Below are 24,273 nucleotides of genomic sequence, written 5' to 3'. Positions count from 1 at the left end.
TAAAGTCCAGAGCATATCCAATGAATATCTTCGCCGATTTCAACGCGCGGATCGTAAAGGCCGTCGAAGCCCTCGACCTGAAAGACAAGGAGGGGGCAGCGCTTGATCTGTCGCGTATCGCGGTCGAGCCGCCGCGCGATGCAAGCCATGGCGATCTCGCCACCAACGCGGCGATGGTGCTGGCCAAGCCCACAGGGCAGAACCCGCGCGCGCTTGCCGAAAAGCTGGCCGAAACGCTTCGCGCCGATGCCGACATCGCCTCGGCCGATGTGGCGGGGCCGGGCTTCGTCAATCTCAGGCTCAAGGACGCGTTCTGGCACAAGCATCTGGCGGCGCTTCTCGGCGAGGGGCGCAACTATGGCCGCTCGACCATCGGCGGCGGGCGCAAGGCCAATGTCGAATACGTCTCGGCCAACCCGACCGGCCCCATGCATGTCGGCCATTGTCGCGGCGCCGTGGTCGGCGACACGCTCGCCAACCTGATGGCCTTCGCCGGCTACGACGTGACCAAGGAGTATGTGATCAACGACGCCGGCTCGCAGATCGACGTGCTCGGCCGTTCCGCGCTGTTGCGCTATCGCCAGGCGCTTGGCGAGAACATCGGTGAGATTCCGTCCGGTCTCTATCCGGGTGACTATCTGGTCCCGGTGGGCCAGGCGCTGGCCGAGGAATTCGGCCTCGGCCTGCTGGAGATGCCGGAAGAAGAAGCACTGGCGATCGTCAAGGACCGCACCGTCGATGCGATGATGGGGATGATCCGCGAGGATCTCGCGTTGCTCAACGTGCACCACGACGTGTTCTTCTCCGAACGCACGCTGCATGCCGACAACGCCAAGAAGATCCGGGCGGCAATCGCTGACCTGACGCTCAAGGGACACATCTACAAAGGCCAGCTGCCGCCGCCCAAGGGCGAGAAGCCGGACGACTGGGAAGACCGTGAGCAGACGCTGTTCCGTTCGACCGCTGTCGGCGACGACATGGACCGGGCGCTGGTCAAATCGGACGGCTCGTTCACTTATTTCGCCGCCGACGTCGCCTATCTCAAGGACAAGGTCGAGCGCGGCTTCGTCGACCTGATCTATGTGCTGGGCGCCGACCATGGCGGCTACGTGAAGCGGCTCGAGGCGCTGGCCCGGGCGGTGGCCGGCGACAAGGTCAAGCTTACCGTTCTGCTTTGCCAGCTCGTAAAACTGTTCCGTGAAGGCGAGCCTGTCCGGATGTCCAAGCGGTCCGGCGATTTCGTCACGTTGCGGGAGGTCGTGGAGGAGGTCGGCCGCGACCCGATCCGCTTCATGATGCTTTACCGCAAGAACGACGCGCCGCTCGATTTCGATTTCGCCAAGGTCACGGAGCAGTCGAAGGACAATCCGGTGTTCTACGTGCAGTATGCCTCGGCGCGCTGCCATTCGGTTTTCCGCCAGGCGAGCGAGCAACTCGGCGAGGCGAATTTCGATCGCAATCGGCTCGCGGCCTCGGTGGCGGCGCTGACCGACGAGGGCGAAATCGCGCTGATCCGCAAGCTGGCCGAATACCCGCGGCTGATCGAATCCGCCGCGCTTTCGCTGGAGCCGCACCGGCTCGCTTTCTACCTCTATGATCTGGCTTCCGGCTTCCATGCACAATGGAATCGCGGCCACGACAACCAGGACTTACGTTTTGTTAAGGTTAACGACCGAGAATCAACTTATGCCAGACTAGGGCTGGTGCAGGCTGTTTCGGATGTCTTGACCTCCGGCCTGACGCTCATCGGGGCAGACGCGCCCACCGAAATGCGTTAGGTTTAACTAAAAAACCTGTCACCTTTTGCCCACATTGCGCTGGTAAGGGCCAACCCTGCGCGACGTCCATGGCGTCCGACTTTGTGCGAGTTCGGGAACAATAATGGCAGACAGAACCCCGCTGAAAGTAGCCGACCACAACGATATCGCCGACGATGATCCGTTCGCGGAACTGACCCGGATCATGGGTTTCGATCCGCGACAGCCGGTTAAGCAGCCGGCCCCCGCGGCCGAAAAGGTCATGCCGGCCTATCAGGCGGTGGAAGAGGGCGATTTCGACATCGACCTCGAAAAGGAGTTGATGGGCGAGTTCAATTCCGTCGAGGAAAGCGCGCCGGTCGCTCAGCAGACAGCCGTACATCAGCGCGGCAATGAGCCGACTTTCGAGGCTGCGAGCGCTGCGAATGACGACGAGCTTACTGCTTCATTCGAGCAGGATTTCGTGTTCGACGACGCGGCGGATCACGCCGACTTCGCCGTGGCTCGTGCGCCGGAGCCGGATTTCGCTCCGGCGGCGCACGTCGCGCCGGCGCCGAAAGCCGCCCCGGTGCAGGAAGTCGCCCCTGAGCCGGAAGTCGCTTTTGACGACGATTTCGACAAGGCGTTCTCCGGTTCACTCGATGTTTCTCCGTTCGAAGATGATCTTCCGATCGATCAGGAGATGGCAGCTTCGCTGGACCAGGATTTCCGGCTCGACCATCATGAGCCGGCCAATCTCGACCACCATCAGGAGGCCGCCGACGCCCGTCAAGGCGCCGTCGAAGCCGTGCAGGCCGTCAGCGAAGGGGCGTTCGACGCCGATTTCGACAATGCGGTCCAGATGTCGCTCGAAGACGAGCTGTCGTTCGAAGGCCACGAGCCGGAGCCGCACGCCCAGGCCGTCGAGCCGGCCGGAGCTTATGATGCCGCTCCGCTGATTTCCGAGGATGATCTTGCCGGTCATTTCGACCATGCGATGAACGATGCCGATGTCGATTTCGGCCAGGCTCAGGATTTTCATGAGCCGGAGCTGTCGCTTGACGACGAGCCAGCGCCTATGGTCGAGATGACGACCGAGACGGCTCATTTCGCAGCCGAGCCCGAGGTGCCGACGCCTGAACCTGCCGCTGCGCTGCCGCTCGATGACGATTTCGAACTGAGTTTCCGCGATGCGCTGAATGAGGAGCCGCAAGCTCCGGCCGCCGCGCCCGCTGTGCGGTTGCAGCCGGCCGCGGTCGGGCCTGCTCCCACCGTCGCTGTTCCGGTTCCGCCGGTCGCCGCCGTCGAGCCGGCCAAGCCGGCAACGAGCGAGCGCAGCCTGGAAGACGAGCTCAATGCGCTGCTTGGCTCGATGACGGCGCGGCCGATGCCGGTGGTCAAGGAGCCTGCTTCCGCGCCACGGCTGGTTGAGCAACCCGCGAGCCGCGCCAGCGGGACAGCAGAGGCCAACGACCTCGACTGGGATCTTGACGAGAACAAGTCGGCGCATAGCCGACAGGGCGTTCAGTCGGACGAGAGCGATCTGGACGACCTGCTTGCCAGCGAGCTCGACCACCAGGATTTTGCCACCTCGGCCAAAAGCGGGCCTTCCAGTACCGACCCCGGCGTTGATTTCGACGACGACGCTTTCGATGCCGCTTTCGCCCGGAGTATCGAGGCAGAGCAGGCCGCCGCCAGGGCAAAGTCACCGGCGACCTCGTCCGATTGGCCGCGTTCGGCGTCCGTCGAGCAGACGAGGTCGTGGAGCCGTTCAACCCCGACTGTTGCCGCCCCGACCGCGCAACCTTCGTTCACCGCTCAGCCGTCGGCACCGGCCCATACGCCGACGCCTTCAGCGCAGGCACAGATGGCTGCGCCAGCCTATCGTGACGAACCGGCAATGGATTATTCCGCCTATGCCAAGCCGGCGCAGACGCTTCCACCACAGCAGGCCCGCCAGCATGACGACGTGCCGGACGTCGAGACGATCGATGTGCCGGAGCGCGTGGTCGCGCTCGCCGACGACCTGGACATTCCAGAGCTCAGCTTCGAGGAAGACCAGCCGGCGGCGACCGCTTACGACGATCTCGATGCGGAATTCGCCAGCCTGCTCACCGACATGAACGCGACCGAAATCGCTTCGTCTCCCGTGCAGGGCCGCGGCTATGAGGATGAAGCCTACAGCGCCGGCTTCAGCGGTTACGATCGCCGCGACTTGCGCGCCGAGGCTCCGGCGACTCCGGCCGCCCCGGCTGCGTTTGCCGTCGCAAACGATTATGACGCCGATGATCTGCCCGGCAGCCGGCCGGTTTCGCAAGCGGAAGAATTCCCCGACGAGCTCAACTATGATCCCGAGCTCGAGGAAGCGATGGCGATCCCTGGGCTTGCCGAGCGCGAGGCGGCGCAGCCGCGCCGGCGCGGCATGATGATCGCGGGGCTGGTCGGCGCCGTGGTGGTTCTCGGCGGTCTCGGCGCGCTGGCCTTCTCCTTCGGCGGCAAAGGCGGCAGCGAGGCACCGGTGATCGTCAAGGCCGACAACTCGCCGATCAAGGTCAAGCCTGAAAATCCGGGCGGCACGGTGGTGCCGAACCAGGACAACAAGGTTTATGACGCGGTGGCCAAGGGCGTCGGTACGGCAAAGCCCGCCGAGCCGGTGCAGCAGAAGCTGGTGAACACCGCGGAGCAACCCGTCGACCTGGCATCGAAGGAACCACCACAAAGTCGCGTGGTCGATCTTTCGCCCAACGATAACGACGCCGCGGCCAGCGCCGACAAAGCCGACACTCCAAACGCAGCATTGCCCGGCGTCGCGCAAGCGGCCGCTCCCGAAAGCGCGCAGCCGGCAGCACCGGCGCCGAAGTCGGAAGACCGCATCGCCCAGGTGCTGCAGCAGGATGCCGACAATGGCGCCAGCAACGACGTCGTCGCCGTGGCGCCGCGCAAAGTGAAGACCATGATGGTAAAGCCCGACGGTTCGCTGGTGCCGCGCGAGGATCCGGCCCCAGCCGCGCCGAAGGTCGCGGCAACAGAGCCGAGCGATCCGGCGCCGCAGCATGTCGCGCCTGCTTCAGATGGCCAGCAGACGGGAACGGTGGCCTCCGACACCGACCCAACCGATGCGGCGGCGCTCAAACCGGCCAAGGTTGCCAAGAAGACTGAAGCCAAGGCGCAGTCGGCCGATACGCCGGCAAAGGTGCCGGTGGCGCCGGCGCGTCCGTCCGACCAGCCGGTCGATATCGTCGGCGAGGTCAAGCCGGATCAGGTCGCGTCGATCGATTCGGCGGCGGCTGCCAGCGGCGGCTCCTGGTCGATGCAGATCGCCTCGCAGCCGACGGTCGAAAGCGCGCAGTCCACCTATCAGGATCTGCAGCGCCGCTATGGCAGCGTGCTATCCGGACGCACCGCCAACATCGTCAAGGCCGAGGTCGCAGGCAAGGGCACCTTCTACCGCGTCCGCGTTCCGGCCCAGTCGCGCAATGATGCGATCGCGCTTTGCACCAGCTACAAGGCGGCCGGCGGCAACTGCTTCGTATCGCGCTGACCTGATCTGAGATTCGAAAAGCCGGCGCCGCCGCAAGGTCGCGCCGGCTTTTCGTTGTGGACGGTTGCAGGCTTTGCCGGCTCGGAGGGCAGGGGTGATTCCCTTTGCCCGCCCAAAGCCTTAAGCTTCCGTGCATGAGCGAATCAAAATCCATGATCCTCGGCTGCGCCGGGAAATCCCTAACCTCCGACGAAATCCGCTTCTATCGCGATGAACGTCCCTGGGGATTCATCCTGTTCGCGCGCAACATCGGCGAAGCAGGGCAGATCCGCGACCTTGTCGCGGCGATGCGCGACAGCGTCGGTCGCCCGGACGCTCCGGTGTTCATCGATCAGGAAGGCGGCAGGGTGCAGCGCCTGCGTCCGCCGCTGGCTCCGAACTATCCAGCCGGCGGCGCGCTTGGCGCATTGTGGCGCGATGATCGCGAGGCCGGCCGCCGCGCCGCCTGGCTGCTGGCGCGGCTGCATGCCTTCGACCTTTCCCGCCTCGCCATCACCGCCGACTGCCTGCCGGTGCTAGACGTACCGGTCGAAGGCGCAAGCGATGTTATCGGCGCGCGCGCCTATGGCAAGGAGCCCAATGCCGTGATCGAGCTTGGCCGGGCCTCGGCCGAGGGATTGATGTCCGGCGGCGTGCTGCCGGTGATGAAGCATATTCCCGGCCACGGCCGTGCCTTCGCCGACACGCATTTCGCGCTGCCGACCGTCGATACGCCGCTCGACGACTTGCGCCGGCATGATTTCGCCCCGTTCAAGGCGCTCCGAGAATTACCGATGGCGATGACGGCCCATGTCGTATACAGCGCCGTCGACCCAGACAATCCGGCGACGACGTCCGCAAAGGTCGTCAATCAGGTGATCCGCGGCGAGATCGGCTTCGACGGACTGCTGATGAGCGACGACACCTCGATGAAGGCACTTTCTGGGGATTTCCCGACAAAGGCGGCCGCGATCCTTGCGGCCGGCTGCGATCTCGTCCTTCACTGCAACGGCGTTTTCGAGGAGATGTCGGGGATCGCGTCACGCACGACGGCGTTGTCAGGCAAGTCCTTGCAGCGCGCTGAGCGGGCGCTGAGCTATATAAAGGACCGTGACGTCGCCGACGAAGCCGCGATACGCGCAGAATTCGCCACCTATTTCGAAGCGGTGGCCTGAACCGAAGGGACGAACGGCAAGTGGCGGAAACATTGGACAGCAAGGCCGCGAAGGCCGCACCGATGGACCGTCTGTGGGCCGAGAATGACGATTCACGCCTGACCGGGGATCCTTCACTGGTGGTTGACGTGGCTGGATTCGAAGGCCCGCTCGACCTTCTGTTGCACCTTGCCCGCAATCAGAAAGTCGATCTGGCGCGCATTTCGATCCTGGCTTTAGCCGAGCAGTATCTGGCCTTCATCGAGAAGGTGCGGGCGCTGAGACTTGAGCTTGCCGCCGATTATCTGGTGATGGCGGCCTGGCTCGCCTTCCTGAAGTCGAAGCTCTTGATACCGAAGCAACCGGGCGAAGAGGGCGAAAGCGGCGAGGAACTGGCGGCGGTGCTGCAATTCCGGCTGAAGCGGCTGGAAGCCATGCGTGACGCCGCCGCGCGGCTGGTCAATCGCAACCGCCTTGGCCGCGATGTTTTCGCGCGCGGCATGCCGGAAATGGTCATCATCGAGAAGCGCAACAGTTTTTCAGCTTCGCTCTATGATCTTCTCACCGCCTATGCGCAACAGCGCCAGAAGCAGGCCATCAACAATGTAACGATCGCTCGGCGCGCGGTGTGGTCGCTCAAGGATGCGCGCGAGGTGTTGGCGCGCCTAATAGGCTCGGTCAGCGACTGGACGGCGCTCGACAGCTTCCTGGTCGAATATCTGGCCGCGCCGGAAGAGAGGCGCACGGCGATGGCCAGTTCCTTCGCGGCGACGCTCGAAATGGTGCGCGAGGGCAAACTGGAAGTGCGGCAGGATCAGGTGTTCGCGCCGATCTACCTGCGCGGCCGGGCACAAGGGGCGAGGGCAGTCGAGGTGGTATCATGAGCGAACGCGCCAACGCTTCGGTCATCCCGTTCAAGGTCGAACACGAACCGGAAGACGAGATGGCCGATCAGGATTCCATCGAAAACCCCGCCGAGCGGCTGCAATTGTCGGAAGCCGTGCGCATGGCCGAGGCGATCATTTTCGCCAGTGCCGAACCGGTCAGCGAAAAGCAGCTTGCCGCGCGCCTGCCAGAAGGCGTCAACATTGCCGCCGCGATGGCGGATCTGCAGGAAATTTATGCCAAGCGCGGCGTCAACCTCGTGCGCGTCGGCGATGCCTGGGCCTTTCGCACCGCCGGCGATCTCGCTTTCCTGATGAGCCGGGACTCGGTCCAGCAGAGAAAGCTTTCGCGCGCCGCGCTCGAAGTGCTGGCGATCATCGCCTATCACCAGCCGGTCACGCGCGCCGAGATCGAGGACATCAGAGGCGTCGAAACATCGAAGGGTACGCTCGACACGCTGCTCGAAACAGAATGGGTCAGGATGCGCGGCCGCCGCCGCACGCCCGGCCGGCCGGTGACCTATGGCACCACCGATGCCTTCCTGGATCATTTCGCGCTGGAGGAGATACGCGACCTGCCCGGAATGGAAGAGCTCAAGGGCGCCGGCCTGCTCTCGACGCGCATGCCGGCCAATTTCTCGATGCCGGTGCCGCTGGCCGACCCGGATGCGCTGACCGAGGACGAGGACGCCCTGACCGATATCGACCTCGAGGAACTCGGGCTGTTGACGCCGCGCGTCACGGAAGATTGACTGCGCATCCGGCGCGAATGCTCTATTAGCAAGGCCTGCGCGGATTCGTAGCAAGCCTGTCACGCGGAAAGTGCGTGACATCCGCTAGCCATTTTATCAACTTCATTGCGGTTGTGTTTGAATCCCCGAGCGAAAACGCATAGATCATCGCCAGGGAAAACATTCGAGAGAGATTGGCAATGGGTTCATTTTCGATTTGGCACTGGATGATCGTACTGGTCATCGTGCTGCTGGTGTTCGGTCGCGGCAAGATTCCGGAACTGATGGGCGACATGGCCAAGGGCATCAAGAGCTTCAAGAAGGGCATGGCTGACGACGACGTTGACGACAAGCGGACCGTCGAGCACCGTGCCGACGAAACCGTTTCGTCGGTCAAGGAAAAGGCCAGCAAGAGCTGACCTGGTTGTTGCTTTGAGCATGCCGTTGTCCCAAAACCGCTTGGCAGGGTTGGGCGGCATGCTCTCGTCGGAATAGATTGTCATGTTCGAAGTCGGGTGGAGCGAACTGCTGGTGATCGCGGTCGTCATGATCGTGGTCGTCGGGCCTAAGGATTTGCCCAACATGCTGCGCACCTTCGGCCGCACCGCGGCGAAATTGCGCGCCATGGCCGGCGACTTCCAGAAGCAGTTCAACGAAGCGCTGAAAGAAGCCGAACTTGACGACGTGAAGAGTTCGATCGATAGCATCCGCGGCCTCAATCCTATGAACGAGGTGCGCAAGCAACTCAATCCGTTCGAGCAGGCCGCGGCCGATGTGCGGTCCGGCGTCGACACGATGATGAAGCCGAAACCGGCCGCCGATCCGGCCGCGCCGGCAGCATCGACGCCACAGGCCGCCGAGCCGCTCAAGAACGGTGCGACCGACATGCCCGGCATCAGCGCAATCGAGCCCGCCCCGGCGGCGCCAATCTTCCCGGCGATGACCGACGCGTCCGTCACAGCACCCGTTTCGGAACCCGCCGCGCCGGCTAAGCCGGCGAGAAAGGCTGCGACCGCCAAGGCCAGGACGACCGGCGCCGAGGCGAAACCGGCAGTGGCATCAAAGGCACCGGCCTCAAAAGCGCCGGCCAAATCCTCGCCGGCGCCGGCCAAAGCGGCTGCGCCCAAGGCCGCTGCAAAGCCCGCCGCTGCGAAGAAGCCGGCCGGGAAGAAGAAGGCAACCGACACCAGGAAGATGGCGGGCGACACCAAGTGAGCGTTTCGGACAAGGAAAAGGAAGAAATCGAGAAATCGTCCGCGCCGCTGATCGAACACCTCATCGAGCTGCGCCGCCGCCTGATTTGGTCGCTGGGTGGCTTTTTCGTCGCCTTTCTCGTCTGCTTCTTCTTCGCCAAGCGCCTGTTCAACCTTCTTGTCATCCCATTCAAATGGGCCACGCAATGGGCAGGCCTCGACCCGCACAAGGTCGAGCTGATCTATACCGCGCCGCAGGAGTTCTTCTTCACCCAGGTGAAGCTCGCCATGTTCGGCGGCATGGTCATCGCCTTCCCGCTGATCGCCACGCAGATCTACAAGTTCATCGCGCCAGGCCTCTACAAGAACGAGCGCAGCGCCTTCCTGCCATTCCTGATCGCATCGCCCATCCTGTTCCTGATGGGCGCCTCGCTGGTCTACTTCTTCTTCACCCCGATGGTCATGTGGTTCTTCCTGGCCATGCAGCAGGTCGGCACCAACGACCAGGTCCAGATTTCGCTGCTGCCGAAGGTGTCGGAATATCTCAGCCTGATCATGACGCTGATCTTCTCCTTCGGCCTGGTATTCCAGTTGCCGGTCGTCACCAGCCTTTTGACGCGTGTCGGCATATTGTCGTCGCAGGCGCTGGCCGAGAAGCGCAAATGGGCGATCGTGCTTTCCTTCGTGGTCGCCGCGGTGCTAACTCCGCCCGATCCGATGAGCCAGTGCGGCCTCGCCATCCCGACCATCATCCTCTACGAGGTCGCGATCTGGTCCTCGCGCATGATCGAGCGCGCCCAGGCGCGCGATCGTCTGGCGCGCCAGCAGGCGGAGGCGGGCAGCCCGGCCGAGAGCAAAACGCCGGACGCTCCGTCCACGTAGGCAAGGCAGTTCAGGCCGGAAAATCGAGGCGCCCGGCATAGTCGCCGTCTTGCATCGATGGCGGATGCAGTTTACGCCCTCGATCCTTACTTTTGAGGATCGACCATGCTTGACATCAAATGGATTCGCGACAACCCGAAGGCCCTTGTCGAGGCGCTGGCGAAGCGCTCGTGGTCGGCGGGCGAGGCGCAATCCACGGTCGACGACCTGGTCGCCAAGGACGAAGCGCGGCGTTCGCATCTGAGCGAACTGCAGGTCAAGCAGGAGCGCCGCAATGCCGCCTCGAAAGAGATCGGCAACGCCATGCGTTCGGGCGATTCCGCACTCGCCGAGAAGCTCAAGGGCGAAGTCAGCGACATCAAGGCGTTCATCCAGAACGGCGAGGCGCGCGAGCGCGAACTCGACAAGGCGCTGAACGACGCGCTCGCGGTATTGCCCAACGTGCCGCTGGAGGACGTGCCGGTCGGCAAGGATGAGCACGACAATGTCGTTAAACGCATCGTCGGCGAGGTGCCGACCCGCCCGAACTGGGTGAAGGAGCATTTCGAGATCGGCGAGGCGCTCGGCATGATGGATTTCGAGCGCGCCGCGAAACTGTCCGGCTCGCGCTTCACCGTGCTGAAAAGCCAACTGGCGCGCATGGAGCGCGCGCTTGGGCAGTTCATGCTCGACCTGCACACGACCGAGCACGGCTATGAAGAGATCATCCCGCCCCTGATGGTGCGCGACGAAGTGCTTTTCGGAACCAACCAGCTGCCGAAATTCGAGGAAGACCTGTTCTTCACGCCGCATGGCGACGGTCGGCTGGGCCTCATCCCCACGGCCGAGGTGCCGCTGACCAACCTCGTACGCGAGGAGATCACAGCGCATGAGAAGCTGCCGCTGCGGTACACGGCGCTGACGCCGTGCTTCCGTTCGGAAGCGGGCTCGGCCGGCCGCGACACGCGCGGCATGCTGCGCCAGCACCAGTTCTACAAGGTCGAACTTGTCTCGATCACCGACCAGGAAAGCTCGATCGCCGAGCACGAGCGCATGACGCAATGCGCCGAGGAGGTGCTGAAGCGGCTGGGCCTGCCGTTCCGCACGATGACGCTTTGCACCGGTGACATGGGCTTCGGCGCGCGCAAGACATACGACATCGAGGTCTGGCTGCCCGGGCAGAGCGCCTATCGCGAAATCTCGTCCTGCTCGGTCTGCGGCGATTTCCAGGCCAGGCGCATGGACGCCCGCTACAAGGACAAGGACGGTAAGGGCAATCGCTTCGTCCATACGCTGAACGGTTCGGGCACCGCGGTCGGGCGCGCGCTCATAGCCGTCGTCGAAAACTACCAGAATGAGGATGGCAGCGTAACCATTCCTGAAGTGCTGCGGCCTTACATGGGTGGGCTTAGCAAGATCGAAGCGAAGTAACTGCATGCGCATCCTCCTGACCAACGACGATGGCATCCACGCCGAAGGGCTGGCGTCGCTCGAACGCATCGCGCGAACGCTGTCGGACGATGTCTGGGTGGTGGCGCCGGAACAGGACCAGTCCGGCTACGCGCATTCGCTATCGATCTCGGAGCCGCTCAGGCTGCGCAAGATCGGCGAGAAGCATTATGCCGTGCGCGGCACGCCGACAGATTGCGTCATCATGGGCACGAAGAAGATCCTGCCCGGACCGCCGGACCTCATCCTGTCCGGCGTCAATTCCGGCGCCAACATCGCCGATGACGTGACCTATTCCGGTACTGTCGCCGGCGCCATGGAAGGCGCGCTGCTCGGCGTGCGCTCGATCGCAGTGAGCCAGGCTTATTCCTATGTCGGGGAGGATCGCGTCGTTCCCTACGAGACGACCGAAGCGCTGGCGCCCGCCCTGCTGAAGCGACTCGTGGAGACGCCGCTGCCGGAGGGCGTGCTGCTCAACGTCAATTTCCCCAACTGCGCGCCCGACGAGGTCGAAGGCACCGTCGTCACCTCCCAGGGCAAGCTGGTTCACAGCCTGTGGGTGGACGAGCGCCGCGACGGGCGCGGCTTGCCTTATTACTGGCTGCGCTTCGGTCGCGAGCCGGTGGAGGGCAAGAAGGGCACGGACCTGTTTGCGCTGCGCAACCGGCTGGTGTCGGTGACACCGCTGCAGCTCGACCTCACCGCTCATGAACTCCGAGACCAGCTGACCAAGGCGCTGTCATGAGCAACGCATGGTCATGAACAGGGTTCATAAATAGGGTTCCGGCATGAATACGGGCATCGATGACCGCGAGGGTTTCGCCGCTTTCCTGCTCAGGCTGCGGGGCAGGGGCACGGCGCCGAAGGCGCTGGTTGCCGCCTTCGAGGCGACGCCGCGGCGCGGCTTCCTGTCGGCTCAGTTTCATGCCATCGCCTGGTCGGACGGCATGCTGCCGATCGAATGCGGCGAAGCGATAGAGGGCGCCGATCTGCAGGCAGCCGTGATCGCCGCGCTGCACATCGAGCCGGGCAACCGCGTACTCGAGATCGGCACCGGCTCGGGCTATACCGCCGCCGTCATGTCGCGGCTCGCGGCTCGCGTCATCACCATCGACCGCTACAAGACCCTGACCGAGCAGGCGAAGCAGCGCTTCGAGGCGCTCGCGATCAGCAATGTCATCGCACGCCAGGCCGACGGTTCCAACGGTCTGCCCAATGAGGGGCCGTTCGACCGTATCGTCGCCTGGGCGGCCTTCGACAGCTTGCCGCGCTTCCTGCTCGACCAGTTGTCGAGCGGCGGCGTCGTCATCGCGCCGATCGGACCGGACGAGGGCGAACAGGTGCTGGCCAAGCTCACCAAGGTGGGCAGCCGCTTCGAGCGCGAGGACATCGGCATGGTCAGGCTGCAGCCGATCCTGCGCAGCGTTGCAGCGGTGATTTAGCGGGTCCTGTGGCCTTCGCCAAAATTTCCACCAATGTTTTAAGAAAATTTTCGTCGGATTCTAACGGGTTAACCCGCCAGTAACATTAACGCGCTTTAATCACAGCCAGTTTGTACCGGGTCTGTGCGGGTTAGTGCGATGCAATTCAATCACTTGAAGGCAAACAGACGCAATCTGGCGCGCGGTTGCGCGGTCCTCATGGTTGCCGGCGCGGCGGCCGGGTGCAGTTCCCAGTCGATGCGTTTCAATGGAGTCGATGACGTCTTCACGTCATCCACCAACAATCAGCGCGCCATCATCAACAAGCAGAATGTCGACCAGCCCTATCCGGGCGACACGGTTGCGCCTGCGCCTGTTGACGGCGCCCACACCCAGTCGGTGAGCCGCTCGAGCCTCGAGCCGGTAACCGCCCAGCAATTGCCGCCTCCGTCGGCGCCGGCTTCGGCCAAACCGATGCGCACCGCCTCTGCTCCGGCCCTCACGCCGGCTCCGGCGCTTGCGCCAGCGCCGCATCTCGACAGGACGGCCACCGGCACGGTCGCTCCGGCCAAGCCGTTCAAGACCGCCGAGCCCGATGCCGTGCGCAATGCGAGCGCTACCCCGCATGCGACCGAAATCGTCGTCCGGGATGGCGAGACGCTTTCCGGCCTGGCGGCCCACTACCATGTACCGGCAGACGCGATCGCCAAGGTCAACGGGATCGACCCCAAGAAGGGTATCCGCAGCGGCCAGAAGATCGTCATTCCCGCCTATGCCTATTCGAGCAAGGCAGAACCGAAGGTCGCTGACGGTAAGCCGACGAACACCCCGAAGCAGCCGGCCCCTGAGAAGGTCGCGGTGCTGCCTCAGCAGCCCAAGGTCAAGGACGGCAAGGCGACCGCCCAGGTCGATACATCGGCCGCGGCCGCGGGCTCCAAGAACCCGAAGCCCGCGCCGCAGGTGGCCGAGGCCAAGCCGGCCGGCGCCGGCGGTACCTACACTGTCCAGCAGGGCGACACGCTGTCGTCGATCGCCAGGAAGACCGGCGTCGGCACAACGGCGCTGAAGCAGGCCAACGGCATGAAGGACGGCCTGCTCAAGATCGGCCAGACGCTGAAGGTTCCGGCGGGCGGCACCGTTGCCGTCGCCGCCGCCAAGCCTGCCGCGACTGCCGCCAAGCCGGCGGTCGATCCGGTGACGACGGCGACCACGCCGCCACCGGCCAAGACCACCGAGACGCTCGCCTCCTACACGCCGCCGAAGAAGGACGCCAAGGTCATCCAGCAGGCCGAGGATGACGAGGCGGTGGCGCCTGACGCGACCGGCATCGGCAAGATGCGCTGGCCCGTGCGCGGCCGCGTTATCTCCAGCTTCGGTTCCGGCAAGGACGGCGTCGACATTGCCGTGCCGGAAGGAACGCCGATCAAGGCGGCGGAGAATGGCGTCGTCATCTATGCCGGCGACGGCCTCAAGGAATTCGGCAACACCGTCCTGGTGCGCCACGAGAACGGCCTGGTCACCGTTTACGGCCACGCAAGCTCCATTGAGGTGCAGCGCGGCCAGAAGGTCAAGCGCGGCCAGGAGATCGCGCTCTCGGGCATGACCGGCACCACCGACTCGCCGAAGCTGCACTTCGAGGTGCGCAAGAACTCGGCCCCGGTCGATCCGTCGGGCTATCTCGAATAGAACAAGAACAGTTGCGGGCCGCCTGACCTCCAGTCCGGCCCGCCGTCTTCAGCCCGCTCCGCAAGGCGCGGGCTTTTTCGGTTGTGAGCCAAGATGACCGGTTAGTCCTTCAGCGGCTTGCCGAGCCGGCCGGCGAGGTCCTGCGTGAACTGCCAGGCGACGCGGCCGGAACGGCTGCCGCGCGTCGTCGCCCATTCCAGCGCCTCGGCGCGCAGCGTCTCGGGATCGATGATCAGTCCGTGATAGCGGACATAACCGTCGATCATGTCGAGATATTCGTCCTGCGAGCATTTATGGAAGCCGAGCCAGAGGCCGAAGCGGTCCGAAAGCGAGACCTTCTCCTCCACGGCTTCCGAGGGGTTGATGGCGGTCGAGCGCTCATTGTCGATCATGTCGCGCGGCAAGAGATGGCGGCGGTTGGACGTGGCGTAGAAGATGACATTGCCTGGGCGGCCCTCGACGCCGCCCTCGAGCGCCGCCTTGAGCGATTTGTAGGAGGTGTCGTCATGGTCGAAGGAGAGATCGTCGCAAAACAGGATGAAGCGATAGGGAGCTGCCTTCAGCAGACCCATCAGCTTGGGCAGCGTGTCGATGTCCTCGCGGTGGATCTCGATCAGTTTCAGCGGCCTGTCTAGCTTGTCCGAGGCGTTCACGGCGGCATGCACGGCCTTGACCAGGGACGATTTGCCCATGCCGCGCGCGCCCCACAGCAGCACGTTGTTGGCCGCATGGCCGGCGGCGAAGCGCTCGGTGTTGTCGAGCAGGATGTCGCGCACGCGGTCGACGCCGCGGATCAGGCCGATGTCGACGCGATTGACCTTGCGCACCGGCTCCAGAAAGCCGGGATCGGCCTGCCAGACGAAGCAGTCGGCCACGCCGAGATCGGTCTGCGGTACCGGCGGCGGGGCCAAACGGGACACTGCCTCGATCAGGCGGTCGAGCTTCTTGTTCAAGGCTTCCAGGCTGTCGGTCATGTCGGGTCTTTTCGCTGAGATATTCAGGATGTGGGAGCAGCTTGCATGACATCGCTGCAAGAACCAGGCCCAAGCTTTTGTTGGAGCATGATCTTTTCGGTGGCATCGAAGCCGCTTCCGCTGCGACGCTCTAGCACGCCGCGAACCGCTGGAAAAGCAACGCATTGGGCGCGCAGCGCAGTTGCATTGGCAAGTTTACCGACTATATTCCGGCCAAATTTTCGCGGGGCCGCCCCGGCGGTATTTCACCATCCAGGAGTTTTCTTGATGTTCGTTACACCGGCATACGCCCAAGGCGTCGGCGCTTCGCCAGACATGTTCATCTCCATTTTGCCGTTTGTCCTGATTTTCGTGATCATGTATTTTCTGATCATCCGGCCGCAGCGCGCGCAACTGAAGAAGCGCCAGGAAATGCTATCGGCGGTACGCCGCGGCGATACGGTGGTGACTGGCGGCGGTTTTATCGGCAAGGTGACCAAGGTGATCGACGACAATGAGCTGGAGATCGACCTTGGCGGCGGAACCAAGGTGACGGCGCTGCGCTCGACGATCTCCGAGGTCCGCGTCAAGGGCGAGCCGGTGGCGAACCAGAACGCCAAGAAGTAAGCTGAGCTCGATGGCGGAACGCTGCCGCTTGTACGCCTGAACGGATAAGAACGAATGCTGTATTTCTCGCGCCTGAAGATGATCCTGATCTGGCTCGCCGTGGCCATCACAGTGATCCTCGCCGCGCCCAATCTCTTCCCGGCAAGTACCCTTGCGGAACTGCCGAACTGGGTGCCGAAGCGGCAGATGACGCTCGGCCTCGACCTTCAGGGCGGGTCGCACATCCTGCTCCAGATGGACCAGAACGACCTGATCAAGGATCAGCTGGAGACGACGCGGGACGAGATCAGGACGCTGCTGCGCGACGCCAAGATCCAATATACCGGCCTCGGGGGGACGGGGCGGACCGTTCAGGTGCGCATCAACGATCCGAGCCAGGTCGAAGCCGCCAAGACGGCGCTGAAGCCGATTACAAATCCGATCACCGCCGGCCTCTTTAGCGGCGGTTCCGTCCAGTCGATGACACTGGACGACTCCGAGTCCGGGCTGTTGAAGTTCACGGTAACGGATGCGGGCATCAAATATCGCACGTCGACGGCGTTGTCGCAGGCGATCGAAGTGGTCGAACGGCGCGTCAACGCGCTCGGCACCACCGAGCCGATCGTGCAGCGGCAGGGCGACGATCGGATCCTGGTCCAGGTGCCCGGGCTTCAGAATCCGCAGAGGCTGAAAGACATTATCGGCCAGACCGCCAAGCTGACGTTCCAAATGGTCGACACCTCGGTGCCGGTCCAGGACGCGATGAAGAATCGTCCGCCGCCCGGCGACTCCATCCTTTATTCGCAGGACGATCCTCCGATTCCTTACCTCGTCGAAAATCGCGTTATTGTGTCGGGTGAAGATCTTTCCAATGCGACGCCGACCTATAACTCCCAGACCAACGAGCCTGTGGTTTCGTTTACGTTCAATTCTCGCGGTGCGACACGGTTCGGTCAGGCAACCCAGCAGAATGTCGGCAAGCCATTTGCGATCGTATTAGACAACCAGATCATATCGGCGCCAGTTATCCGCGAGCCGATACTAGGCGGCAGCGGTCAGATATCGGGCAATTTCACGGCCGAGAGCGCCAACGACCTGGCTGTGCTGCTGCGCGCCGGCGCGTTGCCGGCAAAATTGACGATCATCGAAGAGCGCACGGTCGGCCCGGGCCTCGGCCAGGACTCGATCCATGCCGGCAAGGTGGCCGGCGTGATCGGCTCGATCCTGGTCGTCGCCTTCATGTTCGTCGCTTATGGCTTCCTCGGCTTTCTTGCGAATATCGCTTTGGCCGTCCATGTGGCAATGATCGTGGCGTTGCTATCCCTGCTGGGCGCCACGCTGACCTTGCCTGGTATCGCCGGTATCGTACTCACCATCGGCATGGCGGTGGACTCCAACGTCCTGATCTATGAACGTATTCGCGAGGAGCGACGAAACGGCCGTTCGGTGATCCAGGCGATCGACACAGGCTTCTCCAAAGCGCTGGCGACTATTGTCGACTCCAACGTGACATCGCTGATTGCTACCGTGGTGCTGTTCTTCCTCGGCACAGGGCCGGTCAAAGGCTTCGCCATCACCTATGCTATCGGCATTTTGACCACGGTCTTCACCGCCTTCACCTTCACCCGTATGCTGGTGTCGATCTGGCTCCGCCGCGCCCGGCCGAAGGAATTGCCGCGTGCCCCTGTCACCTTCATACCGCCGGGCACCAAGATCCCGTTCATGGGCATCCGCCGATGGACGTTCACTTTGTCCAGCCTGCTGTCGGTTCTCTCGGTCGTCGGCTTCCTGACCATCGGTATCAATTACGGCATCGACTTCAAGGGCGGCTCGATAATCGAGGTCCAGTCCAAGCAGGGCGACGCCGACCTCGGCGATATCCGCAACCGCCTGTCCGAACTCAACATCGGCGAAATCCAGGTGCAGCAGTTCGGTACGCCGAACGACGTGCTTATCCGCGTCGGCGCCCAGGACGCGGGCGAGAATGCCGAGCAGACCGTGATCGACAAGGTGCGGGGCGAACTGCAGGACCAGTACGACTTCCGCCGCGTCGAAGTGGTAGGACCAACGGTTTCCGGCGAACTCGCCAAACAGGGCACGATAGCGATGCTGATCGCGCTGGTCGGCATCCTGCTCTATGTCTGGTTCCGTTTCGAATGGCAGTTCGCGGTGGGCGCCATCGTGGCCACGGTGCACGACGTGGTGATGACGATCGGCTTCTTCGTCCTCACAGGGCTTGAGTTCAACCAGTCGTCGCTGGCGGCGATCCTGACCATTATCGGTTATTCGCTGAACGACACGATCGTGGTCTATGACCGCGTCCGCGAGGATCTTCGAAAATACAAGAAGATGCCGCTGCCGCAGCTGTTGAACAACGCCATCAACGAGACGCTGTCGAGAACCACGCTGACTTCGGTGACGACCATCCTGGCGCTGCTGGCGCTGGTGCTGTTCGGCGGCGAGGTGATCCGCTCCTTCACGATGGCGATGCTGTTCGGCGTGGTGTTCGGCACCTATTCGTCGATCTTCATCGCCGCGCCGCTGCTGATCCTCTTCAAGCTCCGGCCGCAGGCCGCCACCAGCGATGAGGAAAAGCCGGTGACCGGCAAGGCCGTGGCGACCTGACGTCGCCAGGGCCGGATGATGTCGTCCGAAAACCGCTCCACACTTTTCGGCTGACCATGGCCAAAGGCATCATCATCCGAGAGGCGCATTTCCCCGGCAAGGCGGCGATAGAGGCCTATGGCAATGGCGGCTTCCGCTTTGCCGACATGTCGCATCGCGGATCGCTGCTCGCCTTGCCGTCTGGCATCCATGGCTGGGAGCCGGTCGACCCGTCGGCGTTGAAGGCGTCAGATTTCGACAAGCTGTTCGCCGAAGCCGGCAAGGTCGAGATCCTGCTGGTTGGCATGGGCAAGGAGCTGCGGCCGCTGCCGGCCGCGTTGCGCGCCGCGCTCAAGGAGGCCGGCATCTCGGCCGACCCGATGTCGACGGGAGCCGCGGTGCGGACCTACAACGTGCTGCTCGCCGAAGATCGCGCGGTGGCAGCGGCCCTGATCGCCGTCGATTGAATGGCCGGCCCGCACAACAACGTCAAGAATGGCGACGTGGTCATGGATGCGGTGCGCGCCGCCGACCATGACCGTTACTTGTCGGCTCTCTACGCGCCGGCCGACAGGCGCGACGCGCTTTTCGCGCTCTATGCCTTCAACGCCGAAATCGCCGGCGTGCGCGATCGCATCCACGAGCCGCTGCCGGGCGAGGTCAGGCTGCAATGGTGGCGCGACGCGATCGCGGCCGAAGGGGACGCCGAGACCGGCCACCCGACCGCCGATGCACTGCGTGCGACGATTGCCGCGAACCGACTGCCGCAAGTTGCTTTCGACAACATGCTCGAGGCCCGCATCTTCGATCTCTATGACGACCCGATGCCGTCGCGGACCGATCTCGAAGGCTATTGCGGCGAAACGGCCGCCACGCTTATCCAGCTAGCGGCAATGGTGCTCGATCCGGTCGCGGCCCCAGGCTTTGCCGAACTGGCCGGCCGGGCCGGCTGCGCGCAGGCCATTACCGGCCTGTTGCTTCTGCTGCCGCTGCACCGCCGGCGCGGACAATGTTTCGTGCCCGCCGACATACTCGCGGCCGCCGGCACGACGCCGGACGAGTTCGTCAAAGGCGACGGCGGGGGCGCCGCCGAGCGCGCGGTTGCAGCGATGATCGCGCTGGCGCGGGAGCATCTCAACGCCTTCGAGAAGGGCGCGCCGGCGCTTCCCGTCGCGCTCCGGCCCGCTTTCCTGGCGCTGGCACTGACCCGAGCCTATCTCGACAAGATGGAAAAGTCGGGCAGGTCGCCGCTCAATATGACGGCGACGCTCTCAACCTTGAGCCGACACTGGTTGCTCTTGCGTCATGCGATGCGGGGCTGGCCGCCCCTTTGACGTAAACGTCAATCATGCTAGGGATTCGCCCAGGTGGACCCGCGTCAAAGAAATGCGGGCCGTCGGAGGAGCCGCCTTTCCATGAGTCTGCCAGTCCTGGTCGTGCTTGTTGTGTTCGGCATCGCGCTGTCCGTGGCGGCTGTACATTTCACCGGCGGCACGACGACCGCGACGCTTGCCGGCGACGACCACGCGCTCGCTCGCTTTGCCGAGGATTTTCCCGACGAAAGGCCAAGCGCCGTGCGACTGACTGCCGGCAAACACGCCGCGTTTCTCGACCTCGGCCCGCGGCGTTGCGGCATCGTCCAGAGCATAGGCGACTGTTTTCTGACGCGCATCGTCACGCCGCGTGACGTTATGGCGCTGACCAGGGAAGGGAATACGGTCTCGCTGCGGCTCAACGATTTCACCTGGAAGGGCGGCAATTTCGTCTTTGCGGACGAGGCCGGCGCGCTGGCCGTAGAGTCAAGGCTGCAGAACCGCGATCAAATCCAGGAGGCGGCGTGATGGACGAGTACAATTTTCCGCAGGTCACCCAGCTTGCGATCCCGTTCTTCGTCGCGGCAATCCTAATCGAGCTTTGGCTGGTGCGCAGCGGGCGCGCCAAAGGATCGTTCGAGACGCGCGATACGCTGACCAGCCTGATAATGGGAACGGGCAACGTCGTTGCCGGCCTGCTGCTCGGTGTGGTGTCCTACTGGGCGCTGCTGTGGCTCTGGCAGTTCCGTGTCTTCAATCTCGGCCTGTCGATCTGGGTGTTCGTCGCCGCCTTCCTGCTCGACGACCTGCGCTACTATGTCTATCACCGCATCGCGCACCGGGTGCGCTGGGTGTGGGCCGAGCACGTCAACCATCACTCCAGCCAGCACTACAACCTCTCGACGGCGCTCAGGCAGAGTTGGACCGGCCTGTTTACCTTCACCTTCATTCTGCAGGCGCCGCTGGTGCTGCTCGGCTTCCATCCGGCGGTGATCGCCTTCGTCTTCGGCTTCAACCTTGTCTGGCAGTTCTGGATCCATACCGAGACGATCGGCAAGATGTGGGGCTGGTTCGAGTTCGTCTTCAACACGCCATCGCATCATCGCGTCCACCACGCCACCAATCCACGCTATCTCGACGCCAACTACGCCGGTACGCTGATCATCTGGGATCGCATGTTCGGCACCTTCGTCGAGGAACTGGAGGAAGACCGGCCACGCTACGGTATCGTCAAGAACGTCGGCACCTTCAATCCGCTGAAGGTGGCGTTCCATGAATGGATCGGCATGTTCAGGGATGCGCTGATGCCCGGGCTGACGCCTAGTCAACGTGTCAACTATCTCATCCAGCCGCCGGGGTGGAGCCATGACGGTTCGCGCGACACCTCGGAGACGCTGAAGGCGGCTTATGTGCGGAGGAATCCGGGAGAGGCGGGCAAGCCGGGATTGCCGGAGGCGAGTGCCGAGCCAGCGGAATAGTTGGAAATCACTAGCTGATACGCTGACCGGAGCCGAGATACCGTCCGGATTCGCCACCCATGGCGTCTGTGAAATTAGCCTCCAATTCAACCATAGCGTCGACGACTGCGACATCCTCGACGCGCACGCTCGCCGGAAGGCGGCGCTCTTGTACCAGTCTTCCGATCCGGCGGTGGAACGGCCGGAAATGGCAAGCACGGTGCGGGCGCGAAGCCTTGCATCCGTCTCGTCCACCAGGCGGATGACGTCATAGAAGGCCGCCAGGTGGTCGAGATCGGCGCAGGCGGCGAACGCCAGGAGGTTGGCCTTGACCGCATCGTTGATCGCCGCGCGGATCGCCACCTCGCGGAAGACGTCGACCTGAAGCTGGATGTTGCCCGGCTCGCCCTCGAGGGCGATGATGCCGGTGACATCCAGCCCATAGCTGGTCGCAAGCTCGACGAACTTGGCCTTGATCGCGGCGAGCGCATCGGCTTCGGCGACGACGTCGGTCGCCTCCGGGGTCGGGAGGCCTTCGAGGTGGGACAATTCCAGCATGGTGATCCTTTGTTTTGCCTCTCGGGCCGCACCGCCGCTTCGCGGCTGGCCCTCCGGCGGGGCGCGGCATCAGCTGCGACGGCCGGTCGGGCTTGCGGGCTGCGCCGTTACCCCGTGAACATCAGATTGCCGACGGCCTGGGCGAGGCGCAGCGAAACGGTGCCGGCGGCCGTGAAGTCGCGTTAGGTCGATCGTTGATCCGGGAGCGCCGAGCTGCGGAGCGCGGTGGGTAACGAGGAACTTCATCCAAGGGCCCTCCTGGTGGTGGTGAACGCCGAACGCTCCGCGACGGTCGGCTTTGAGCAGATTGCTTCCGAGTTTCGGACTGTACGAAGGCAGGTGGGGCCCCGAACGGTATGTGCCGGAGCCCCGGCTGCTTAGGGCTGCATTCCTATGGCCTTGCGGATGGCTATCTGCACCGCAGAGGGTGGCAGCGACGGGTCGAACTCACCCTTCGGTAAAAGCGGCGGTTGGGCCATGAAGCGAGGCTCTGCTCCGCGATGCGGTTGCGCCGAGTGGACAAGGAAGGGATGGCAGAGATAGACGGTTCCGGCAGGCCCGGTGGCCAAGTCTTCTTCACAGTGCGCGGTCGAAGCGAAGCCGTCAGCGGCGAGTTCTCCGAGCGTAAGGCCACCGTCGCCTGCGGGCAGCAGCTGCCTGGCGATAGCGCGGTGCGATCCTTTCCTGATCCTTGTTGGCGCATCGAGTTGCCCGACATCGGAGAAGAGGAACAGCATGAGCAGCGCGCGGCCGCTGCTTTTCACGTTGGCCCGCCACTGCATGAAGTCGGCGTTGTCTGTGCCGAAGCTGACATCGACGTGCCATCCCACATCGCCCGGATCATTTGGTGAGGGGAACCGGACCGGGAAGGTGCCCAGGCCATTGGGTCTCAACCATCTATCCTCGCCAACCAAGGCGTCATACGACGCGTGCAGCAGCGGGGTATTTGCCGCCTCGACGAAAGGCTTGCCCGTCTGGAAGCCCAAGCGAACAACAGGTTGTTTCCACGTCTCTGGTGCATTCTGGGACAGACCCATGAGCGCCCACAGCCGCTCCCGCCCTTGGCGGGCGAGTTCGCCATCGAAGGCACCCTCGAGCTTAAGGTACCCATGTTCAATGAAATGCTCGACCTGAGCCTGGCTCAGGCCGGTTTGTGTAACGTCCGACATTCAATAATTCTCCGTACGGCCTCCACACGGGGACAGGCCGTTATGATCTAAGAGGCACCTTGGTGCCGCGACGACTGCAACGTCGTCAGATCAGCGGGAAGAACGCGGACGTGAACATCATGATTACGCGTGACTAGCACGTGATGTTTCCGCTCGCAATGAAGTCAGGCGGCCTGCGAAAGGGTCAGCTCGACTGTTTCTCCCGCCTTGCCCAGGTGAGGAGCGCGGCCTGTCAGGACGAATGGCATCGTTCCTCCGGCAAGGTTGCTCGACAACCGCTTCCGGCTTCATGCAGCTGTCACGATATTGCTGGACACTGACGGAGCCGAATATTTTGACCGCTCGGCACCTGAACCTCCAAGGCCCGGTTTCGACCGGGCCCTTTCTTGTGCAAATGGCCAGCGTGGATCTATCGGGCCTTGTCCAGCTTCGACTGGAGCTGGCTGGCTGCCTTGACAAGCGCGCCCACCGCATCGCCATCAAGGGCGAAATCCAACTGACCGTTGGTGGTCTTCACGGTCAGAACGCCGATGGCGCCCTTATCGTCCTTGGCCATGCTGACCCTAAATTCGGTCGGCGCGAAAGGCGTATCTCTGCCATCGGGGCGCATCATCCACCTATTGTATGATGCGAGAATTACGCAAACGGATTTGCCTGATCAAGCGTCTTCAGGTCGTATCTGATCCATCATTACGGAGTAGGAGTGAGCGATGAAGGCGAACGAGATGCAGGCCCTGGCGGACACCTTGATGCGTATCGCGACGCCCGACATGACCGCCAAGCAGCTTGTCAAGGCTGTCAGACAGCAGCACCCGACTGCGTCCAAGAAGGACATAGCAAGGGCGGCCTTCTATTCAATCATCTCCAATGCCGATGAGGATCGCGGGAAGGCGCGGAACCTTCAGGCGTTCGCCATTGCCGAGCGCACAGCCGAAAATGACGGTTAAGCAGCCTAGCCTTTGCCGCCATGTGGCTGGC

22 protein-coding genes and 1 pseudogene are annotated in these 24,273 nt (G+C 63.4%); 19 read left to right on the top strand and 4 right to left on the bottom strand.

Going from position 1 to position 24,273, the window contains the following annotated elements:
• Window positions 1–20: 20 nt before the first annotated feature.
• The 12 genes from argS (at window position 21) to ACR64R_RS11280 (ending at window position 14,635) form a co-directional block, all read left to right on the top strand.
• Window positions 21–1,778, top strand: a complete 1,758-nt coding sequence (gene argS / locus ACR64R_RS11335) for an arginine--tRNA ligase (protein WP_487361711.1) — start codon at window positions 21–23, stop codon at window positions 1,776–1,778.
• A gap of 103 nt (window positions 1,779–1,881) precedes the next feature.
• On the top strand, window positions 1,882–5,277 hold the full coding sequence (locus ACR64R_RS11330; protein ID WP_487361710.1) for an SPOR domain-containing protein: 3,396 nt from the start codon (window positions 1,882–1,884) through the stop codon (window positions 5,275–5,277).
• A 134-nt stretch (window positions 5,278–5,411) separates the two neighbouring features.
• Window positions 5,412–6,431: a beta-N-acetylhexosaminidase gene (gene nagZ / locus ACR64R_RS11325; protein ID WP_487361709.1), complete on the top strand. Its 1,020-nt coding sequence runs from the start codon at window positions 5,412–5,414 to the stop codon at window positions 6,429–6,431.
• A gap of 62 nt (window positions 6,432–6,493) precedes the next feature.
• Entirely contained in the window at window positions 6,494–7,294 is an 801-nt protein-coding gene (locus tag ACR64R_RS11320; RefSeq protein WP_487362416.1) for a segregation and condensation protein A, read from the top strand.
• Window positions 7,291–8,046, top strand: coding sequence for an SMC-Scp complex subunit ScpB (scpB, locus tag ACR64R_RS11315; RefSeq protein WP_487361708.1), 756 nt, complete (start codon window positions 7,291–7,293; stop codon window positions 8,044–8,046). Before ACR64R_RS11320 ends, scpB begins: the two co-directional genes overlap by 4 nt.
• Window positions 8,047–8,225: 179 nt before the next feature.
• Window positions 8,226–8,444: a twin-arginine translocase TatA/TatE family subunit gene (locus ACR64R_RS11310; RefSeq protein WP_487361707.1), complete on the top strand. Its 219-nt coding sequence runs from the start codon at window positions 8,226–8,228 to the stop codon at window positions 8,442–8,444.
• Between the two features lie 82 nt (window positions 8,445–8,526).
• Window positions 8,527–9,240 carry a Sec-independent protein translocase protein TatB gene (gene tatB / locus ACR64R_RS11305; protein WP_487361706.1) on the top strand — a complete coding sequence of 238 codons (714 nt, stop codon included), beginning with the start codon at window positions 8,527–8,529 and terminating at the stop codon, window positions 9,238–9,240.
• On the top strand, window positions 9,237–10,100 hold the full coding sequence (gene tatC / locus ACR64R_RS11300) for a twin-arginine translocase subunit TatC (protein ID WP_487361705.1): 864 nt from the start codon (window positions 9,237–9,239) through the stop codon (window positions 10,098–10,100). The genes tatB and tatC overlap by 4 nt, the downstream gene beginning before the upstream one ends.
• A 105-nt stretch (window positions 10,101–10,205) precedes the next feature.
• On the top strand, window positions 10,206–11,510 hold the full coding sequence (gene serS / locus ACR64R_RS11295) for a serine--tRNA ligase (protein ID WP_487361704.1): 1,305 nt from the start codon (window positions 10,206–10,208) through the stop codon (window positions 11,508–11,510).
• 4 nt (window positions 11,511–11,514) lie between these two features.
• A complete protein-coding gene (surE, locus tag ACR64R_RS11290; protein ID WP_487361703.1) occupies window positions 11,515–12,273 on the top strand; it encodes a 5'/3'-nucleotidase SurE in 759 nt (252 codons plus the stop codon).
• A 43-nt stretch (window positions 12,274–12,316) separates the two neighbouring features.
• A complete protein-coding gene (locus ACR64R_RS11285; protein ID WP_487361702.1) occupies window positions 12,317–12,970 on the top strand; it encodes a protein-L-isoaspartate(D-aspartate) O-methyltransferase in 654 nt (217 codons plus the stop codon).
• A 138-nt stretch (window positions 12,971–13,108) separates the two neighbouring features.
• Window positions 13,109–14,635 carry a peptidoglycan DD-metalloendopeptidase family protein gene (locus ACR64R_RS11280; protein ID WP_487361701.1) on the top strand — a complete coding sequence of 509 codons (1,527 nt, stop codon included), beginning with the start codon at window positions 13,109–13,111 and terminating at the stop codon, window positions 14,633–14,635.
• A 101-nt stretch (window positions 14,636–14,736) separates the two neighbouring features.
• On the opposite strand, the gene ACR64R_RS11275 is transcribed toward ACR64R_RS11280, so the two are convergent.
• Window positions 14,737–15,609, bottom strand: a complete 873-nt coding sequence (locus ACR64R_RS11275; RefSeq protein ID WP_487361700.1) for an ATP-binding protein — start codon at window positions 15,607–15,609, stop codon at window positions 14,737–14,739.
• Window positions 15,610–15,876: 267 nt separating this feature from the next.
• Between ACR64R_RS11275 and yajC the strand changes: the two genes are divergently transcribed.
• The 6 genes from yajC to ACR64R_RS11245 all read left to right on the top strand — a co-directional run bounded on the left by yajC (window position 15,877) and on the right by ACR64R_RS11245 (window position 21,589).
• Window positions 15,877–16,215: a preprotein translocase subunit YajC gene (gene yajC, locus ACR64R_RS11270; RefSeq protein WP_487362415.1), complete on the top strand. Its 339-nt coding sequence runs from the start codon at window positions 15,877–15,879 to the stop codon at window positions 16,213–16,215.
• 54 nt (window positions 16,216–16,269) lie between these two features.
• Complete coding sequence (secDF, locus tag ACR64R_RS11265) at window positions 16,270–18,819, top strand: protein translocase subunit SecDF (RefSeq protein ID WP_487361699.1); 2,550 nt, start codon at window positions 16,270–16,272, stop codon at window positions 18,817–18,819.
• 56 nt (window positions 18,820–18,875) lie between these two features.
• Window positions 18,876–19,265, top strand: a complete 390-nt coding sequence (locus ACR64R_RS11260; protein ID WP_487361698.1) for an Mth938-like domain-containing protein — start codon at window positions 18,876–18,878, stop codon at window positions 19,263–19,265.
• The gene (locus ACR64R_RS11255; protein ID WP_487361697.1) at window positions 19,266–20,132 is read left to right on the top strand and encodes a phytoene/squalene synthase family protein; all 867 of its coding nucleotides are present in this window, start codon (window positions 19,266–19,268) and stop codon (window positions 20,130–20,132) included. It abuts the gene before it with no gap.
• Between the two features lie 81 nt (window positions 20,133–20,213).
• On the top strand, window positions 20,214–20,639 hold the full coding sequence (locus ACR64R_RS11250; RefSeq protein WP_487361696.1) for a hypothetical protein: 426 nt from the start codon (window positions 20,214–20,216) through the stop codon (window positions 20,637–20,639).
• Window positions 20,639–21,589 carry a sterol desaturase family protein gene (locus tag ACR64R_RS11245; RefSeq protein WP_487361695.1) on the top strand — a complete coding sequence of 317 codons (951 nt, stop codon included), beginning with the start codon at window positions 20,639–20,641 and terminating at the stop codon, window positions 21,587–21,589. Before ACR64R_RS11250 ends, ACR64R_RS11245 begins: the two co-directional genes overlap by 1 nt.
• 291 nt (window positions 21,590–21,880) lie before the next feature.
• On the opposite strand, the pseudogene ACR64R_RS11240 reads toward ACR64R_RS11245, so the two are convergent.
• From ACR64R_RS11240 to ACR64R_RS11230, 3 genes and pseudogenes are all read right to left on the bottom strand, one after another.
• Window positions 21,881–22,126, bottom strand: a pseudogene (locus tag ACR64R_RS11240) (hypothetical protein); the annotation flags it as partial.
• 377 nt (window positions 22,127–22,503) lie between these two features.
• Complete coding sequence (locus tag ACR64R_RS11235) at window positions 22,504–23,295, bottom strand: phytanoyl-CoA dioxygenase family protein (RefSeq protein ID WP_487361694.1); 792 nt, start codon at window positions 23,293–23,295, stop codon at window positions 22,504–22,506.
• A 409-nt stretch (window positions 23,296–23,704) separates the two neighbouring features.
• The gene (locus ACR64R_RS11230; RefSeq protein ID WP_487361693.1) at window positions 23,705–23,908 is read right to left on the bottom strand and encodes a hypothetical protein; all 204 of its coding nucleotides are present in this window, start codon (window positions 23,906–23,908) and stop codon (window positions 23,705–23,707) included.
• Window positions 23,909–24,005: 97 nt separating this feature from the next.
• On the opposite strand from ACR64R_RS11230, the gene ACR64R_RS11225 reads away from it, so the two are divergent.
• The gene (locus ACR64R_RS11225) at window positions 24,006–24,242 is read left to right on the top strand and encodes a hypothetical protein (protein WP_487361692.1); all 237 of its coding nucleotides are present in this window, start codon (window positions 24,006–24,008) and stop codon (window positions 24,240–24,242) included.
• Window positions 24,243–24,273 lie beyond the last annotated feature (31 nt).

Source organism: Mesorhizobium sp. MC2-1-1, from assembly GCF_057597255.1.
The sequence above is the reverse complement of the archived record's forward strand: the minus strand, read 5'-3'. Positions and strand labels throughout refer to the sequence as shown.

Bases quoted from the DNA above. Each gene is read 5' to 3' on its own strand.
- ACR64R_RS11230 (WP_487361693.1), bottom strand. From the start codon at position 23,908: ATGATGCGCCCCGATGGCAGAGATACGCCTTTCGCGCCGACCGAATTT.
- ACR64R_RS11250 (WP_487361696.1), top strand. From the start codon at position 20,214: ATGAGTCTGCCAGTCCTGGTCGTGCTTGTTGTGTTCGGCATCGCGCTG.
- ACR64R_RS11320 (WP_487362416.1), top strand. From the start codon at position 6,494: ATGGACCGTCTGTGGGCCGAGAATGACGATTCACGCCTGACCGGGGAT.
- nagZ (WP_487361709.1), top strand. From the start codon at position 5,412: ATGAGCGAATCAAAATCCATGATCCTCGGCTGCGCCGGGAAATCCCTA.
- ACR64R_RS11275 (WP_487361700.1), bottom strand. From the start codon at position 15,609: ATGACCGACAGCCTGGAAGCCTTGAACAAGAAGCTCGACCGCCTGATC.
- yajC (WP_487362415.1), top strand. From the start codon at position 15,877: ATGTTCGTTACACCGGCATACGCCCAAGGCGTCGGCGCTTCGCCAGAC.
- ACR64R_RS11245 (WP_487361695.1), top strand. From the start codon at position 20,639: ATGGACGAGTACAATTTTCCGCAGGTCACCCAGCTTGCGATCCCGTTC.
- ACR64R_RS11280 (WP_487361701.1), top strand. From the start codon at position 13,109: ATGCAATTCAATCACTTGAAGGCAAACAGACGCAATCTGGCGCGCGGT.
- ACR64R_RS11330 (WP_487361710.1), top strand. From the start codon at position 1,882: ATGGCAGACAGAACCCCGCTGAAAGTAGCCGACCACAACGATATCGCC.
- tatB (WP_487361706.1), top strand. From the start codon at position 8,527: ATGTTCGAAGTCGGGTGGAGCGAACTGCTGGTGATCGCGGTCGTCATG.
- secDF (WP_487361699.1), top strand. From the start codon at position 16,270: ATGCTGTATTTCTCGCGCCTGAAGATGATCCTGATCTGGCTCGCCGTG.
- serS (WP_487361704.1), top strand. From the start codon at position 10,206: ATGCTTGACATCAAATGGATTCGCGACAACCCGAAGGCCCTTGTCGAG.
- ACR64R_RS11285 (WP_487361702.1), top strand. From the start codon at position 12,317: ATGAATACGGGCATCGATGACCGCGAGGGTTTCGCCGCTTTCCTGCTC.
- ACR64R_RS11235 (WP_487361694.1), bottom strand. From the start codon at position 23,295: ATGTCGGACGTTACACAAACCGGCCTGAGCCAGGCTCAGGTCGAGCAT.
- ACR64R_RS11255 (WP_487361697.1), top strand. From the start codon at position 19,266: ATGGCCGGCCCGCACAACAACGTCAAGAATGGCGACGTGGTCATGGAT.
- scpB (WP_487361708.1), top strand. From the start codon at position 7,291: ATGAGCGAACGCGCCAACGCTTCGGTCATCCCGTTCAAGGTCGAACAC.
- surE (WP_487361703.1), top strand. From the start codon at position 11,515: ATGCGCATCCTCCTGACCAACGACGATGGCATCCACGCCGAAGGGCTG.
- ACR64R_RS11225 (WP_487361692.1), top strand. From the start codon at position 24,006: ATGAAGGCGAACGAGATGCAGGCCCTGGCGGACACCTTGATGCGTATC.
- ACR64R_RS11310 (WP_487361707.1), top strand. From the start codon at position 8,226: ATGGGTTCATTTTCGATTTGGCACTGGATGATCGTACTGGTCATCGTG.
- ACR64R_RS11260 (WP_487361698.1), top strand. From the start codon at position 18,876: ATGGCCAAAGGCATCATCATCCGAGAGGCGCATTTCCCCGGCAAGGCG.
- argS (WP_487361711.1), top strand. From the start codon at position 21: ATGAATATCTTCGCCGATTTCAACGCGCGGATCGTAAAGGCCGTCGAA.